We start from the raw sequence: 15,827 nt of genomic DNA, 5'->3' as shown, positions 1-15,827 counted from the left end.
CCGACAGCTTCCAGGGAGGAAGAGTTCAGTGGCTGATGAGACGCAACTCCGCGATTACCTCAAACGCGCGATCGCGGACGCCCGCGACGCCCGCAAGCGGCTGCGCGAGGTCGAGGACGACGCCCGGGAGCCGATCGCCATCGTCTCCATGGCGTGCCGGTACCCCGGCGGCGTGTCCTCGCCCGAACAGCTGTGGCAGCTCGTGGCCGACGGCGTCGACGCCGTTGCCGACTTCCCGGCCGACCGGGGCTGGGACCTGGACAGCCTGTTCGACTCGGACCCCGACCGCGCGGGGACGTCGTACACCAGCCAGGGCGGGTTCCTCCAGGGCGCGGGGCTGTTCGACGCGGGGTTGTTCGGCATCTCGCCGCGCGAGGCCCTCACCATGGATCCGCAGCAACGGCTGCTGCTGGAGACGTCCTGGGAGGCCCTGGAGCGAGCGGGCGCGGATCCGTTTTCCCTGAAGGGCTCGTCGGTCGGGGTGTTCTCCGGCCTGTCCACCCAGGGCTACGGCGCCGGCGGCGGCGTGGTTCCGCCCGAGGCGGAGGGCTTCGCGGGCACGGGCGCGGCGACCTGCATCGCGTCCGGCCGGGTGTCGTACACCTTCGGGTTCGAGGGCCCGGCCGTCACGATCGACACCGGGTGCTCGTCGTCGCTGGTGGCGATGCACCTCGCCGTGCAGGCACTGCGGCAGGGCGACTGCTCGATGGCGCTGGCCGGCGGCGCGATGGTGATGGCGACGCCCGGCTCGTTCCGGTCGTTCTCGCGGCAGCGGGCGCTGGCCGCGGACGGCCGCTGTAAGGCGTACGCCGAGGGCGCGGACGGCACCGGCCTGGCCGAAGGCGTCGGCGTGGTCGTGCTGGAGCGGCTGTCGGTGGCCCGCGAACGCGGGCACCGGGTGCTGGCGGTGATCCGCGGCAGCGCGGTGAACCAGGACGGCGCGTCGAACGGCCTGACCGCCCCGAGCGGCCCGGCGCAGCAGCGGGTGATCCGCAGCGCGCTGGCGAACGCCGGGCTGGCACCGTCCGAAGTGGACGTTGTGGAAGGCCACGGCACGGGGACCGCGCTGGGCGACCCGATCGAGGCGAACGCGTTGCTGGCCACCTACGGGAAGGACCGCGACCCGGCGAAGCCGTTGTGGCTCGGGTCGCTGAAGTCGAACATCGGCCACACGCAGGCGGCGGCCGGCGTCGGCGGCGTGATCAAGATGGTGCAGGCCCTGCGGCACGGCGTGCTGCCCCCGACGCTGCACGCGGACGACCCCACCAAGGAGGTGGACTGGTCGGCGGGCGCGGTCGAGCTGCTGACCGAGGCCCGGCCGTGGCCGGTGGACGGCCGCCCGCGCCGGGCCGCGATCTCGTCGTTCGGAATCAGCGGGACGAACGCCCACCTCATCCTGGAAGAGGTGGCCGAGGAGCCCGCCGCGGCCGAGCCCGCGACCGAGGGGCTCGTGCCGCTGGTGGTTTCGGCGCGCACCACGACGTCCCTGTCCGAACAGGCCGGACGGCTCGCCACGTTCCTCGAGCAGGCCGAGGTGCCGCTCGCGGAGGTGGCCGGTGCGCTGGCGGCGGGCCGGGCGGTGCTGGACAAGCGAGGCGTGGTGGTCGCGGGCGACCGCGAAGAGGCGATCGCGGGCCTGCGGGAAATCGCGGCGGGTCAAGGTGTTTCGGGTGACGGCGCCCGCGACGGCGGGGTCGTCTTCGTGTTCCCCGGGCAGGGCACCCAGTGGGTCGGGATGGGCCGGGAGCTGCTCGCGGAGTCGCCCGTGTTCGCGGCCCGGATGGCCGAGTGCGACAAGGAGATCGCGGCGCTGACCGGCTGGTCCGTGCTCGACGTCCTGCGGGCCGACCAGGGCCTCGAGCGCATCGAGGTCCTGCAGCCGGTGCTGTTCGCGGTGATGGTGTCGCTGGCCGCGGTGTGGGAAGCGGCCGGCGTCCGGCCGGACGCGGTGGTCGGCCACTCGCAGGGCGAGGTCGCGGCCGCGCACATCGCGGGCGTGCTGAGCCTGGCCGACGCCGTGCGCGTGGTCGTGCTGCGCAGCGACCTGTTCGCGCGGCGGCTGGTCGGCCACGGCGCGATCGCGTCCGTGGCGCTGTCCGCCGACGACGTCCGGGACCGGCTCGCCGGGCACCCCGGGTTGAGCGTCGCCGGGCGCAACGGCCCGGGCGCATGCACCGTCGCGGGCGACGACGAGTCGCTGCAACGGTTCCTGGCCGAGTGCGCGGCCGCCGACGTGCGGGCGCGGATCGTGCCCAGCACGGTCGGCTCGCACACCGCGCAGGTGGAGCCGCTGCGGGACGAGCTGCTGGACCTGCTGAAGGACGTCCGGCCCGAGCCGGGCACGGTGCCGTTCTACTCGACCGTCAAACCCGGTGTGCTCGACGGCGAACGCCTGGAAGCGACGTACTGGTACGAAAACTGCCGGCAGATGGTGGACCTGCACGGGGCGGTCGACGCGCTCCTGGACGACGGGCACCGGTTCTTCGTCGAGGTCAGCCCGCACCCGGTGATGGTGCAGCCGATCACCGGCATCGTCGACGACGCCGGCGTGGACGCCGTGGTCGGCGGGTCGGTCCGGCGGCAGGACGGCGGCCTGCGGCGGCTGCTGACGTCGACGGCGGAGCTGTTCGTCCGCGGCGTCGCGGTGGACTGGCGCGGGATGCTGCCGGCCGTCCCGCCGGGCCGGGTGGCCCTGCCGACGTACGCGTTCGACCAGGAGCACTACTGGCTGCAGCCCGCCGACGCGGACACCGACGCCGCGTCGCTGGGCCAGGCGGCGGCCGAGCACCCGATGCTGGGCGCGGTCGTGTCGCTGCCGCGGTCCGAGGAAATCGTGTTCACCTCACGGCTTTCGGTGCGGACGCACCCGTGGCTGGCCGGCCACGCGATCGGCGGCGCCGCGAGTGTCCCCGGCAGTGGCCTGGTCGAGCTGGCCGTCCGCGCCGGGGACGAGGCCGGCTGCTCGGTCCTCGAAGAACTGACGATCGAGACGCCGCTGGGCGTGCCCGAGACGGGCGGTGTCCGGGTCCAGGTCGTGCTGGGCGCGCCGGACGAGCGCGGCGCCCGGACCGTCGAGGTGTACTCCCTCGGCGACGACGACGCGGACGGGTGGACCCGGCACGCCACCGGCACCCTGTCCGCGACGCCGGTGGCGGCCGCGGACTTCGACTTCACCGCGTGGCCGCCGCAGGGTGCGCAGCCGGTCGAGCTGGACCCCGGCCTGTTCTACGACGACCTGGCCGAGCGCGGATTCGGCTACGGGCCGGCGTTCCAGGGCCTGCGTGCGGTGTGGCGGCGCGGGGACGAAGTCTTCGCCGAGCTCGCGCTGCCCGAGGACCTGCGAGACGACGCAGCCGCTTTCGGTGTTCACCCGGCACTGCTGGACGCGGCCCTGCACCCGGCGATGCTGACCGACGACGGCGACCTGGACGACGACGGACTGCGGCAGCCGCTCGGCTGGCGCGGCCTGGTGCTGCACGCCGCGGGTGCTTCGGCGTTGCGCGTGCGGCTGGCGCCGGGCCCGGACGGCGTCTCGCTGGAGGCGGCGGACGGGACTGGTGCCCCGGTGCTGTCGGTGGACGAGCTGGAGCTGCGGCCGGTGTCCGGTGAGCGTCTCCCGGCGGCTCCGGCCCGCGCGGGCTCGCTGTTCGAGGTGGCCTGGACCCCGCTGTCCGCGCCCGCCGGATTGCCCGCCCCGCTGTGGGTGGAGGTGGCCGGCGCGGATCAGGTGACGGCGTTCGCCGAAGACGTGCCGCCGGGTGCGGTGGCGGTCCTCGAAGCCGTCGGCGGCGAGGGCGCGACCGCCGTGCTGGAGCTGACCAGCCGGGTGCTGGCCGTCGTGCAGGCGTGGCTGGCCGCCCCGGACGCGGACTCGCGGCTGGTCGTGGTGACCCGCGGCGCGGTGGCCGCCGGCGGCGAGGCCGTGACGGACCCGGTGGCGTCGGCGGTCTGGGGTCTGGTGCGGGCGGCCCAGTCCGAGAACCCGGACCGGATCGTGCTGCTGGACCTCGATTCCGCGGTGGCCGAAGGACTGGAGGCGGTACTGGGTGGCGTGCTGATGACCGGGGAGCCGCAGATCGCGGTGCGCGAGGGAACCCTGTCCGTGCCGCGGCTGGCCCGGGCCGGCGAGCCGTCGGCGGCCCCCGCGGTGTTCGGCCCGGACGGGACCGTGCTCGTGTCCGGCGCCGGGACGCTGGGCGGCCTGGTGGCCCGGCACCTCGTCGAACGGCACGGCGTGCGGCACCTCGTGCTGGCCAGTCGTCGAGGGCTGGACGCCGAAGGCGCGAAGGACCTCGTCGCCGACCTCACCGCCCTGGGCGCCGACGTCTCGATGGCGGCCTGCGACGTGTCCCACCGGGACCAGGTGGCGGCGCTGCTGGCCGCCGTGCCGGCCGAGCACCCCCTGACCGGCGTGGTGCACACCGCCGGTGTGCTGGACGACGGCGTGATCGGGACGCTGACCGAGGACAAGCTGGCCCGCGTGTTCGCCCCGAAGGTCGACGCCGTGCGGCACCTGGACGAGCTGACCCGGGGGATGGACCTCGGCGCGTTCGTCGTGTACTCGTCCGCCTCGGGCGTGCTGGGCGCCGCCGGCCAGGGCAACTACGCGGCGGCGAACGCGTTCCTGGACGGCCTGATGGCGAGCCGTCAGGCGGCCGGCCTCCCGGGTGTCTCGCTGGCCTGGGGGCTGTGGGAGCTGGCGACCGAGATGATCGCCCACCTCGGCGGGGTCGACAAGGCGCGGATGAGCCGCGGCGGTGTCCTGCCGATCACCGCGGCCGAAGGCATGGACCTGTTCGACGCCGCTTTGGCCTCGGGGCAGCCGCAGCTGGTCCCGGTCAAGCTGGACCTGCGCGAGGTCCGGGCCGGCGCGAAGCACGGCGGCTCGATCCCGCCGCTGCTGCGCGGGCTGGTCCGGGTGGGCAGGCAGCAGGCGCGGACGGCGTCGTCCGGTGACGGCGAGCTGGTCCAGCGGCTGACCGGGCTGGCCGCGGCGGAGCAGGAGGCGCTGCTGGTGGACCTGGTCCGCGAACGGGCCGCGGCCGTGCTCGGGCACGGCGGGGCCGAGGGCGTGCCGGCCGAGATGGCGTTCAAGGACGCCGGCTTCGACTCGCTGACGTCGGTGGAGCTGCGCAACCGGCTGCGCGAAGGGACCGGCCTGAAGCTGCCCGCCACCCTGGTCTTCGACTACCCGACCCCGCTGGTCCTCGCCCGGCACCTGCGGGCCGAGCTCGGTGTCAGCGAAGACGCGCTTTCCCTGGTGCAGGCGAAGATCGAGGACGTCGAGTCCCTGCTCAGCGGCCTGCGCCTGGACGACTCCACGAAATCGAGCATCACGCTCCGCCTGCAGGGCCTGGTCGCGATGTGCAACGGCGTGCTCGACCAGGACGGCACCGCCACGGCGGCGGACCACCTGGAAGCCGCCTCCGCCGACGAGGTCCTCGAATTCATCCACGACGAGCTCGGCCTCGTCTGACGCACCGGTTCGAGACGTGGTGTCCCGGCAACCCCTCCGTGAGGAATCGAAGAATGGCTACGGACGAGAAACTCCTCAAATACCTCAAGCGCGTCACGGCCGAACTGCACGACCTGCGCAAGCAGGGCTCGCGGCACGCTGACGAGCCGCTCGCCATCGTCGGGATGGCGTGCCGGCTGCCGGGTGGGGTGTCCTCGCCCGAGGAATTCTGGCAACTGGTGGTCAACGGCGTCGACGCGCTTTCCGAATTCCCCGGCGACCGGGGCTGGGACCTGGAGGGCTTCTTCGACCCGGATCCCGACCACCCGGGCACGTCCTACGCCAGCCAGGGCGGTTTCCTCGACGGGGCCGGGCAGTTCGACGCCGGTTTCTTCGGCATTTCGCCGCGTGAGGCGCTGATGATGGACCCGCAGCAGCGGATGCTGCTGGAAGCGTCGTGGGAGGCGTTCGAGGACGCCGGAGTCGACCCGGCCACCTTGAAGGGCACCGACGTCGGGGTGTTCTCCGGCCTGTTCACCCAGGGCTACGGGACCGGCGCCGGGACGATCCCGCCGGAGCTGGAGGGCTACGCGGGCACCGGCAGCGCGTCGAGCGTGGCGTCCGGGCGCGTCTCCTACACCTTCGGCTTCGAGGGGCCCGCGGTCACGATCGACACGGCGTGTTCGTCGTCCCTGGTCGCGATCCACCTGGCGGCGCAGGCGTTGCGGCTCGGCGAATGCTCGATGGCGCTGGCCGGCGGGGCCACGGTGATGCCCACGCCGGGCACCTTCGTCGCGTACTCGCGGCAGCGGGTGATGGCCGTCGACGGGCGCAGCAAGGCGTTTTCCTCGACGGCGGACGGCACCGGCTGGGCCGAGGGCGTCGGCGTGGTGCTGCTGGAGCGGCTTTCGGTGGCACGGGAGCGCGGGCACCGCGTCCTGGCGGTGCTGCGCGGCAGCGCGGTCAACCAGGACGGCGCGTCCAACGGCCTGACCGCGCCGAACGGCCCGTCGCAGCAGCGGGTGATCCGCAAGGCGCTGTCCGGGGCCGGGCTGGTTCCGTCCGATGTGGACATCGTGGAGGCGCACGGCACCGGCACCGCGCTGGGCGACCCGATCGAGGCGCAGGCGCTGCTGGCCACCTACGGGAAGAACCGGGATCCGGAACAGCCGTTGTGGCTGGGCTCGGTGAAGTCGAACGTCGGGCACACGCAGGCGGCCGCCGGCGTGGTCGGGCTGATCAAGATGGTCAAGGCCCTGGAGCACGGCGTCATGCCGCCCACCCTGCACGTCGAGGAGCCGACCCCGGAGGTGGACTGGTCGGCCGGCGCGGTCGAGCTGCTGACCGCGGCGCGGGACTGGCCGTCGCCCGGCCGGCCGCGCCGGGCCGGGGTGTCCGCGTTCGGGATCAGCGGGACGAACGCGCACGTGATCATCGAGGAAGCGCCGCCGCAGGAGGCGGCACCGGACGTCGTCGAGCCGGCCGGCGCCGTGCCGCTGGTGGTGTCGGCGAAGAGCCCTGCTTCGCTGGCGGCGCAAGCGGGTCGCCTGGCGGCTCGGCTTTCCGGCAGCGAAGTGCCGTTGGCGCGGGTGGCCCGGGCGCTGGTTTCGAGCCGGGCGACGTTCGGCGAGCGCGCGGTCGTGGTGGCCGGCTCGGCCGAGCAGGCCGTCGCCGGGCTGACCGCGCTGGCCGCGGGTGCGGGCGCACCCGGCGTGGTGACCGGCAGTGCGGGCACGCCGGGCAAGGTCGTCTGGGTGTTCCCCGGCCAGGGGTCGCAGCGGTCCGGGATGGGCCGGCAGCTGTACGAGCGATACCCGGTGTTCGCGGCGGCCTTCGACGAGGCCTGCGCACGGCTGGACGAGCACCTGGCCGGCTGGGTCGACCACCCGGTGCGGGAGGTCGTGCTGGGCACGGCGGCGGGCAGCGCGGAGCTGCTCGACCTGACGGTGTTCACGCAGGCGGGGTTGTTCGCGATCGAGACGGCCCTGTTCCGGCTGGTGGAGTCGTGGGGTGTGCGGCCGGACGTGGTGGCCGGCCATTCGATCGGCGAGATCGCCGCCGCCCACGCGGCGGGCGTGCTGTCGCTGCCGGACGCGGCGCGGCTGGTCGCGGCCCGTGGCCGGCTGATGCAGGCCCTGCCGCCCGGCGGAGTCATGGTCGCGGTGGCGGCCGGTGAGGCGGAGGTCGCCGAGCTGCTGGGCGACGGCGTGGAACTCGCCGCGGTCAACGGCCCGGCCGCCGTGGTCCTCTCGGGCGAGCACGACGCGGTCCTCGCCGCGGCCGACCGGATGCGGGAGCGCGGGCACAAGACCAAGCAGCTGACGGTGTCCCACGCCTTCCACTCGTCGCGGATGGAACCGATGCTGGCCGCCTTCACCGCCGAGATCGCCGGTGTCACCTGGCACGAACCGGAAATCCCGGTGATCTCCAACGTGACGGGCCGGCTCGCCGGCCACGGCGAACTGACGAACCCGCGGTACTGGGCCGAGCACGTGCGGCGGCCGGTCCGGTTCGCCGAGGGGATCGCGGCCGCGGCCGGGCACGGCGGCGCGGTGTTCGTGGAACTCGGCCCCGGCGCGGCCCTGTCCGCCCTCGTCGAGGAAATCGCCGGCACCCCCTGCGTCGCGGCCCTGCGCGACGACCGGCCGGAGGAGCAGACGCTGCTGGCCGCGGTCGCCGGGCTGTTCGTGCGCGGGGTGGCCGTCGGCTGGGACGCCCTGCTGCCCGCGGCGGCGGGCCGGGTGGACCTGCCGACCTACGCTTTCGACCGCCGGAACTACTGGCTGTCCGGCACCGGCAAGGCGACGGACGCGACGTCGCTCGGGCAGGCCACGGCCGGCCACCCGATGCTGGGCGCGGTGGTGCGGCTGCCCCGCTTCGACGGCTTGGTGTTCACTTCGCGGCTGTCGCTGCGGACGCACCCCTGGCTCGCCGACCACGCCATCGGCGGGTCCGTGCTGGTCGCGGGCACCGGGCTGGTGGAGCTGGCCGTGCGGGCCGGCGACGAGGCCGGCTGCCCGGTGCTCGAGGAACTCGTGATCGAGGCGCCGCTGGTGGTGCCCGAGCAGGGCGGCGTGCAGGTGCAGGTCGCCGTGGGCGCGCCGGGGGAGACCGGCGTGCGCACGGTGGACGTCTACTCGCTGCGCGAGGACCAAGCCGGTGACGACACGTGGACGCGGCACGCCACCGGAACCCTGACCCCCACCGCGCCGGCCCCGCGCGCCGGATACGACTTCACCGCGTGGCCGCCGCCCGGCGGGCAGCGGATCGAGGTCGGGGACTTCTACGCCGACCTGGCCGACCGCGGCTACGCGTACGGGCCGACGTTCCAGGGCCTGCACACGGTATGGCAGCGCGGTGACGAGGTCTTCGCCGAAGTCGCCCTGCCCGAGGACCGGCACGAGGAAGCCGGCGGGTTCGGGATCCACCCCGGCCTGCTGGACTCCGGGCTGCACGCCGGGATGCTGAAGGTCGCGGCCACGCCCGAGGACGAACTCGGGCCGCCCGCGCTGCCGTTCGCGTGGAACGGCCTGGTGCTGCACGCGGCCGGTGCGGCGGCGCTGCGGGTGCGGCTCGTCTTCGGCGGCCCGAACACCGTCTCGCTGGAGGCGGCCGACGAGACCGGCGGCCTCGTCGTGACGGCGGACTCGCTGGTGTCCCGCCCGGTGGCGGCCGAGCAGCCGGACGCGACGCCGTCGGTGACGCGTGACGCGTTGTTCCGGGTCGCGTGGACGGAAGTCCCGCCGGCCGCGGCCGAGGTGGCGGACGTCCAGGTCTTCGAGGTACCGAGTGGTGACGACGTCCTCGACGTGACGTCGCGGGTGCTGGAAGCCGTGCAGGAGTGGCTCGCGGCCACGCCCGGCGGCGACCCGCGGCTCGTGGTCGTGACGCGGGGTGCGGTGCCCGCCGGTGACGGCGCGGTGCTCGACCCGGCCGCGGCCGCCGTGTGGGGCCTGGTCCGCTCCGCGCAGGCGGAGAATCCGGACCGGTTCGTGTTGCTGGACCTCGATCCCGAAGGCGACGTGACGGCGGTGCTCGGCCCGGTGCTGGCCAGCGGCGAGCCGCAGGTCGCCGTGCGGGGCACCACGTTCACGGCCCCGCGCCTGGCCCGGGCCGAGGCCGCCGCGGCCCCGGCGGGGTTCGGCCGGGATTCGACGGTCCTGGTCTCCGGCGCGGGCTCCCTCGGTGCCCTGGTGGCCCGGCACCTGGTGGCCCGGCACGACGTCCGGCGGCTGGTGCTCGCCAGCCGCCGCGGACAGGACGCCGAGGGCGTGGCCGACCTGGTCGCCGAGCTCACCGGCGCGGGCGCGGCGGTCTCCGTCGTGGCGTGCGACCTCGCCGACCGGGACCAGGTCGCGGCGCTGCTCGATACCCACCGGCCCACCGCGGTCGTGCACACGGCAGGCGTGCTGGACGACGGCGTGATCGAAGCGCTGACCCCGGAACGGCTGGCGAAGGTGTTCGCGCCCAAGGTGGCCGCGGTCCGGCACCTGGACGAGCTGACCCGCGACGGGCAGGTCGGCACCTTCGCCGTCTTCTCGTCCGCCTCGGGCGTCTTCGGGTCCGCCGGCCAGGGCAACTACGCCGCCGCGAACGCCTACCTGGACGCCGTGGTGGCGAACCGGCAGGCCGCCGGACTGCCGGGGACGTCGCTCGCCTGGGGCATGTGGCAGCAGGACGACGGCATGACCGCGCACCTCGGCCAGTCCGACCAGGCACGCGCGAGCCGCAGCGGCGTCCTGGCGATCACGGCGACCGAAGGCATGGACCTGTTCGACGCCGCCGTCGGCTCCGGGCAGGCGTTGCTGGTGCCGGTCAAGCTGGACCTCAAGAGCACCCGAGCCGCCCGCGAGGGGGTGCCGCACCTGTTGCGCGGCCTGGTCCGCGCGGGACGGCAGCAGGCACGCGCCGCCGTCGCGAGCGCCGGCGGGCTGGTGCAGGACCTCGCCGGGCGCACCCCGGCCGAGCAGGAAACACTGCTGCTCGACCTGGTCCGCGGGCAGGTCGCGCTCGTGCTCGGGCACACCGGGCCGGAGAGCGTCCTCGAGCACACCGTGTTCTCGGACGCCGGGTTCGACTCCCTGACGGCGGTGGAACTGCGTAACCGGCTGCGGGAGACGACCGGGCTGAAGCTGCCCGCCACGCTGGTGTTCGACTACCCGACCCCGGTGGCGCTCGCCCGCCACCTGCGTGACGAACTGGGCGACATCCAGGCCGGCGCCGGCAGCGAGGCGAACCGGGCCGCGCCGGTGGTGGCCGCGGCGGCGAACGAGCCGATCGCGATCGTCGGCATGGCGTGCCGGCTGCCCGGCGGGGTCACGGACCCCGAAGACCTGTGGCGGCTGCTGGTCGACGGCCGTGAGGGGCTGTCCCCCTTCCCCGAAGACCGCGGCTGGGACCTGGAGAACCTGTTCGACGCGGACCCGGACAGCTCCGGCACGACGTACACGAGCCAGGGCGGTTTCCTCGAAGGTGCCGGGCTGTTCGACGCGGCCTTCTTCGGGATCTCGCCGCGGGAGGCCGTCGCGATGGACCCGCAGCAGCGGCTGCTGCTGGAGTCGTCGTGGGAGGCACTGGAAAGCGCGGGGCTCGACCCGCACGCCTTGAAGGGCACCGACGTCGGCGTGTTCGCCGGGGTGTCCAACCAGGGCTACGGCATGGGCGCGGACGCGTCCGAATTGGAGGGTTACGCGAGCACGGCGGGCGCCTCCAGCGTGGTGTCCGGCCGGGTGTCCTACGTGTTCGGCTTCGAAGGCCCGGCGGTCACGATCGACACGGCGTGTTCGTCGTCCCTGGTGGCGATGCACCTGGCGGGGCAGTCGCTGCGGCAGGGCGAGTGCTCGATGGCGCTGGCCGGCGGCGTGACGGTGATGGGCACCCCCGGCACCTTCGTCGAGTTCTCGCGGCAGCGCGGTCTCGCCGGGGACGGGCGGTGCAAGGCGTACGCCGACGGCGCGGACGGCACCGGCTGGGCCGAGGGCGTCGGCGTCGTGGTGCTGGAGCGGCTTTCGGTGGCGCGCGAGCGCGGCCACCGGGTCCTGGCCGTGCTGCGGGGATCCGCGGTGAACCAGGACGGCGCGTCGAACGGCCTGACGGCACCGAACGGGCCGTCGCAGCAGCGGGTGATCCGCCGCGCTCTCTCCGGTGCCGGGTTGGAACCGTCCGATGTGGACGTTGTCGAGGGCCACGGCACGGGGACGGCCCTGGGTGACCCGATCGAGGCGCAGGCCCTGATCGCCACCTACGGCAAGGACCGCGAGACGCCGTTGTGGCTGGGGTCGTTGAAGTCGAACTTCGGGCACACGCAGTCGGCCGCGGGTGTGGCGAGCGTGATCAAGATGGTGCAAGCCCTGCGGCACGGGCTGATGCCGCGCACGCTGCACGTCGACCGGCCGACCACGCAGGTCGACTGGTCCGCCGGTGCGGTCGAGCTGCTCACCGAGGCGCGGGAATGGCCGTCGAACGGCCGTCCGCGCCGGGCCGGAGTCTCGTCGTTCGGCATCAGCGGGACCAACGCGCACTTGATCATCGAAGAGGCGCCGCTGGAGCTACGGCCGCCTGCCGAGGCGCCGTCCGCCGGAATCGTGCCGCTGGTGGTGTCCGCGCGCAACGCCGCCTCCTTGGCGGCGCAGGCCGGCCGGCTGGCGGAGTTCGTCGACGAGCCGCTGGCCACTGTGGCCGGTGCGCTGGCCAACGGGCGCGCTTTGTTCGGCGAGCGCGCGGTCGTCGTGGCGGAGTCCGCCGGGGAAGCACGGGACAGCCTGGCGGCGTTGGCCCGTGGCGAGGACGCGCCTGGCCTGGTGACCGGCCGGGTGCCCGCGTCCGGGCGGCCGGGCAAGGTCGTGTGGGTGTTCCCCGGGCAGGGGACGCAGTGGGCCGGCATGGGCCGCGAACTCCTGGAGTCTTCGCCGGTGTTCGCCGAGCGGATCACCGAGTGCGCGGCCGCGCTCGAGCCGTGGCTCGACTGGTCCCTGGTGGACGTTCTGCGCGGGGACTGCGACCCCGCACTGATGGACCGGGTCGACGTCCTCCAGCCCGCGAGTTTCGCGATGATGGTCGGACTGGCCGCGGTGTGGTCCTCGGCCGGCGTGACGCCGGACGCGGTGCTCGGGCACTCCCAGGGCGAGATCGCCGCGGCCTGCGTCTCGGGTGCACTGTCCCTTGTGGACGCCGCAAAGGTGGTGGCCCTGCGCAGCCAGGCGATCGCCGCGAAGCTGTCCGGGCGCGGCGGCATGGCGTCGGTCGCCCTGAGCGAGGACGAGGCCGTCATGCGGCTGGTGCCTTGGGCCGGCTGGGTCGAGGTGGCGGCGGTCAACGGCCCCTCTTCGGTGGTGATCGCCGGCGACGCTGAAGCGCTCGACGAAGCTCTGGAATCCCTGGCACGCCATGGGGTCCGTGTCCGGCGGGTGGCCGTGGACTACGCCTCGCACACCTGGCACGTGGAGGACATCCGCGACGCACTGGCCGAGGCACTGGCCGGGATCGAAGCGCAGGCGCCGCTGGTGCCGTTCCGCTCGACGGTGACCGGCGAGTGGATCACCGAAGCCGGCGTCCTGGACGGCGGCTACTGGTACCGGAACCTGCGGCACCAGGTCGGCTTCGGGCCGGCCGTGACCGAGCTGCTCGGGCAGGGCCACGGCGTGTTCGTCGAGGTCAGCGCCCACCCGGTGCTGGTCCAGCCGATCACCGAGCTCGTCGACGACACCGCCGCGGTCGTGGCCGGGTCGGTGCGCCGGGCCGACGGCGGGCCGCGGCGGCTGCTCACGTCGATGGCCGAGCTGTTCGTCCGCGGGGTCGCGGTGGACTGGAGCGGGATCGTGCCCGCCCCGGCCGGGCCGGTCGACCTCCCGGCCTACGCCTTCGACCACCAGCACTACTGGCTCAGCCCGGCCGAGCCCGCGGCCGACGCCGTCTCGCTGGGCCTCGCCGGGGCGGACCACCCGCTGCTCGGCGCGGTCGTGCCGCTCCCGCAGTCCGACGGGCTCGTGTGCACCTCGCGGCTGTCGCTGCGGACGCACCCGTGGCTGGCCGACCACGTGGTCCGGGACGTCGTGATCGTCCCCGGCACCGGGCTGGTCGAGCTGGCCGTGCGGGCCGGCGACGAAGCCGGCTGCCCGGTGCTCGACGAGCTGGTCATCGAGGCGCCGCTCGTGGTGCCCCGCCGGGGCGGCGTGCGCGTGCAGGTCGCGCTGAGCGGGCCGGGCGAGGACGGCTCGCGCACGGTCGACGTCTACTCCCTGCGCGAAGACGCGGACACGTGGACGCGGCACGCGACCGGGGTCCTGGTCCCGGCCGGCCGCCGGACCGCGGCGTTCGACTTCACGGCGTGGCCGCCACCCGGCGCGCAGCCGGTGGACATCGGCGGGGCCTACGACGTGCTCGCGGACGTCGGCTACGGGTACGGCCCGGTGTTCCAAGCCGTGCGGGCGGTGTGGCGACGTGGTGACGAAACCTTCGCCGAGATCGCCCTGCCCGCCGAGCACCGCGAGGAAGCCGGGCGGTTCGGCATCCACCCCGCGCTGCTCGACGCCGCCCTGCACTCGACGATGGTGGCCGCCGCCTCCGGCGACGCCGGGTCCTACGGCGACGAGGTGCGGCTGCCGTTCGCGTGGAACGGGCTGCGGCTGCACGCGGCCGGCGCGTCGGCGCTGCGGGTGCGGGTCGCCAAGGCCGAAGGGGACGACCTGTCCCTCGAGGCCGTGGACGAGACCGGCGGCCTGGTCGTCACGCTGGACGCCCTGATCGGCCGCCCGGTGTCCGACGACCAGCTGGCCACGGCGGAGGGCAGCGGCTCGCTGTTCCGCGTCGGCTGGACACCGCTGTCCCGTGTGGACAGTGCGCGGCCGGTGCCGTCGTGGGTGCCGGTGGCCACCGCGGAAGACGTGGCGACGCTGGCCGACGACGTGCTGTCCGGCGTGACCGGCGTCCCGGAGGTGGCCGTTATGGAGGCCGGCGGGGACACACCGCTGGACCTCACCGTCCGGGTGCTCGACGTGGTGCAGTGCTGGCTGGCCGGGGGCGGCCTGGAGGGCGCGAAGCTCGCGATCGTGACCCGCGGCGCGGTGCCCGCCGGCGACGGCGTCGTCACCGACCCGGCCGCGTCCGCGGTCTGGGGCCTGGTCCGGGCCGCCCAGGCGGAGAACCCGGACCGGATCATCCTGGTCGACACCGACTCCGACGTGGCCCCGGCCCTGGGTGCGGTCCTGGACAGCGGCGAACCGCAGATCGCGGTGCGCGGAACGACGCTGTCGATCCCGCGCCTCGCCCGCGTCGCCCCGCCGGGTTCGCCCGCGGTGTTCCCGGCCGACGGGACCGTGCTGGTCACCGGCGGCACCGGGTCGCTCGGCGGCCTGGCCGCCCGGCACCTCGTCGAGCGGCACGGCGTGCGGCAGCTGCTGCTGGTGAGCCGTCGCGGGCTGGACGCCGAGGGGGCGAAGGACCTGGTCACCGACCTCACCGCGCTGGGTGCGGACGTCTCGGTGGTGGCCTGCGACGTCGCCGACCGCGACCAGGTCGCGGCGCTGCTGGCCGAGCACCGGCCCACGGCCGTGGTGCACACGGCCGGCGTGCCGTCCGCCGGGGTGATCGGGACGGTGACTCCGGACCAGCTGGCCGAGGTGTTCGCGGCCAAGGTCACCGCCGCCGGACACCTGGACGAGCTCACCCGCGGCACGGACCTGAGCGCGTTCGTCGTCTACTCCTCGGTCTCGGCGGTGTTCATGGGCGCCGGCAGCGGGGCTTACGCGGCGGCGAACGCGTACCTGGACGGCCTGATGGCCGCGCGGCGGGCGGCCGGCCTGCCGGGCCAGTCGCTGGCGTGGGGCCTGTGGGACCAGACCTCCGGCGGCATGGCGGCCGGTTCCGACGAGGCCGCCCGGGCCCGGATGAACCGCCGGGGCGGCCTGGTCGCCATGCAACCCGGAGAGGGCATGGAGCTCTTCGACGCCGCCCTCGCGTCCGGCGAGGCGCAGCTCGTGCCCGCCCGGCTCGACCTGCGCGGGCTGCGGTCCGCCGGTGCGCCGGCGCCGCACCTGCTGCGCGACCTGGTCCCGGCCGTCCGGCAGCAGGCCCGCGCGGCGTCCACAGTGGACAAGGGGCTGGCGGACCGGCTGGCCGGGCTGACCCCGGAGCGGCGGATCGCGGTGCTGCTGGACGCGGTGCGCGCCCAGGTGGCCGGGGTGCTGGGCTTCGGCTCGACGCACCAGATCGACGAGGACCAAGGGCTGTTCGAGATCGGCTTCGACTCCCTGACCGCCATCGAGCTCCGCAACCGCCTGCGGGCCATGACCGAACGGAAGCTCGCGCCCAGCGTCGTCTTCGACCACCCGACGCCGAAACTGCTCGCCGCGCACCTGCACGAACTCGTCTGAAG

Annotated in this window: 2 protein-coding genes; both read left to right on the top strand. The window is 74.7% G+C overall.

The window, feature by feature from the left end; translation table 11 throughout:
* Positions 1-28 precede the first annotated feature (28 nt).
* Entirely contained in the window at positions 29-5,476 is a 5,448-nt protein-coding gene (locus tag AB0M93_RS41060) for an SDR family NAD(P)-dependent oxidoreductase (protein ID WP_364284885.1), read from the top strand.
* Between the two features lie 53 nt (positions 5,477-5,529).
* Positions 5,530-15,825, top strand: coding sequence for a type I polyketide synthase (locus AB0M93_RS41055; RefSeq protein ID WP_364284883.1), 10,296 nt, complete (start codon positions 5,530-5,532; stop codon positions 15,823-15,825).
* The last annotated feature ends 2 nt before the right edge of the window (positions 15,826-15,827 follow it).

It is taken from the genome of Amycolatopsis sp. NPDC051102 (assembly GCF_040682815.1).
Taxonomy (GTDB): Bacteria; Actinomycetota; Actinomycetes; order Mycobacteriales; family Pseudonocardiaceae; genus Amycolatopsis.
The sequence above is the reverse complement of the archived record's forward strand: the minus strand, read 5'-3'. Positions and strand labels throughout refer to the sequence as shown.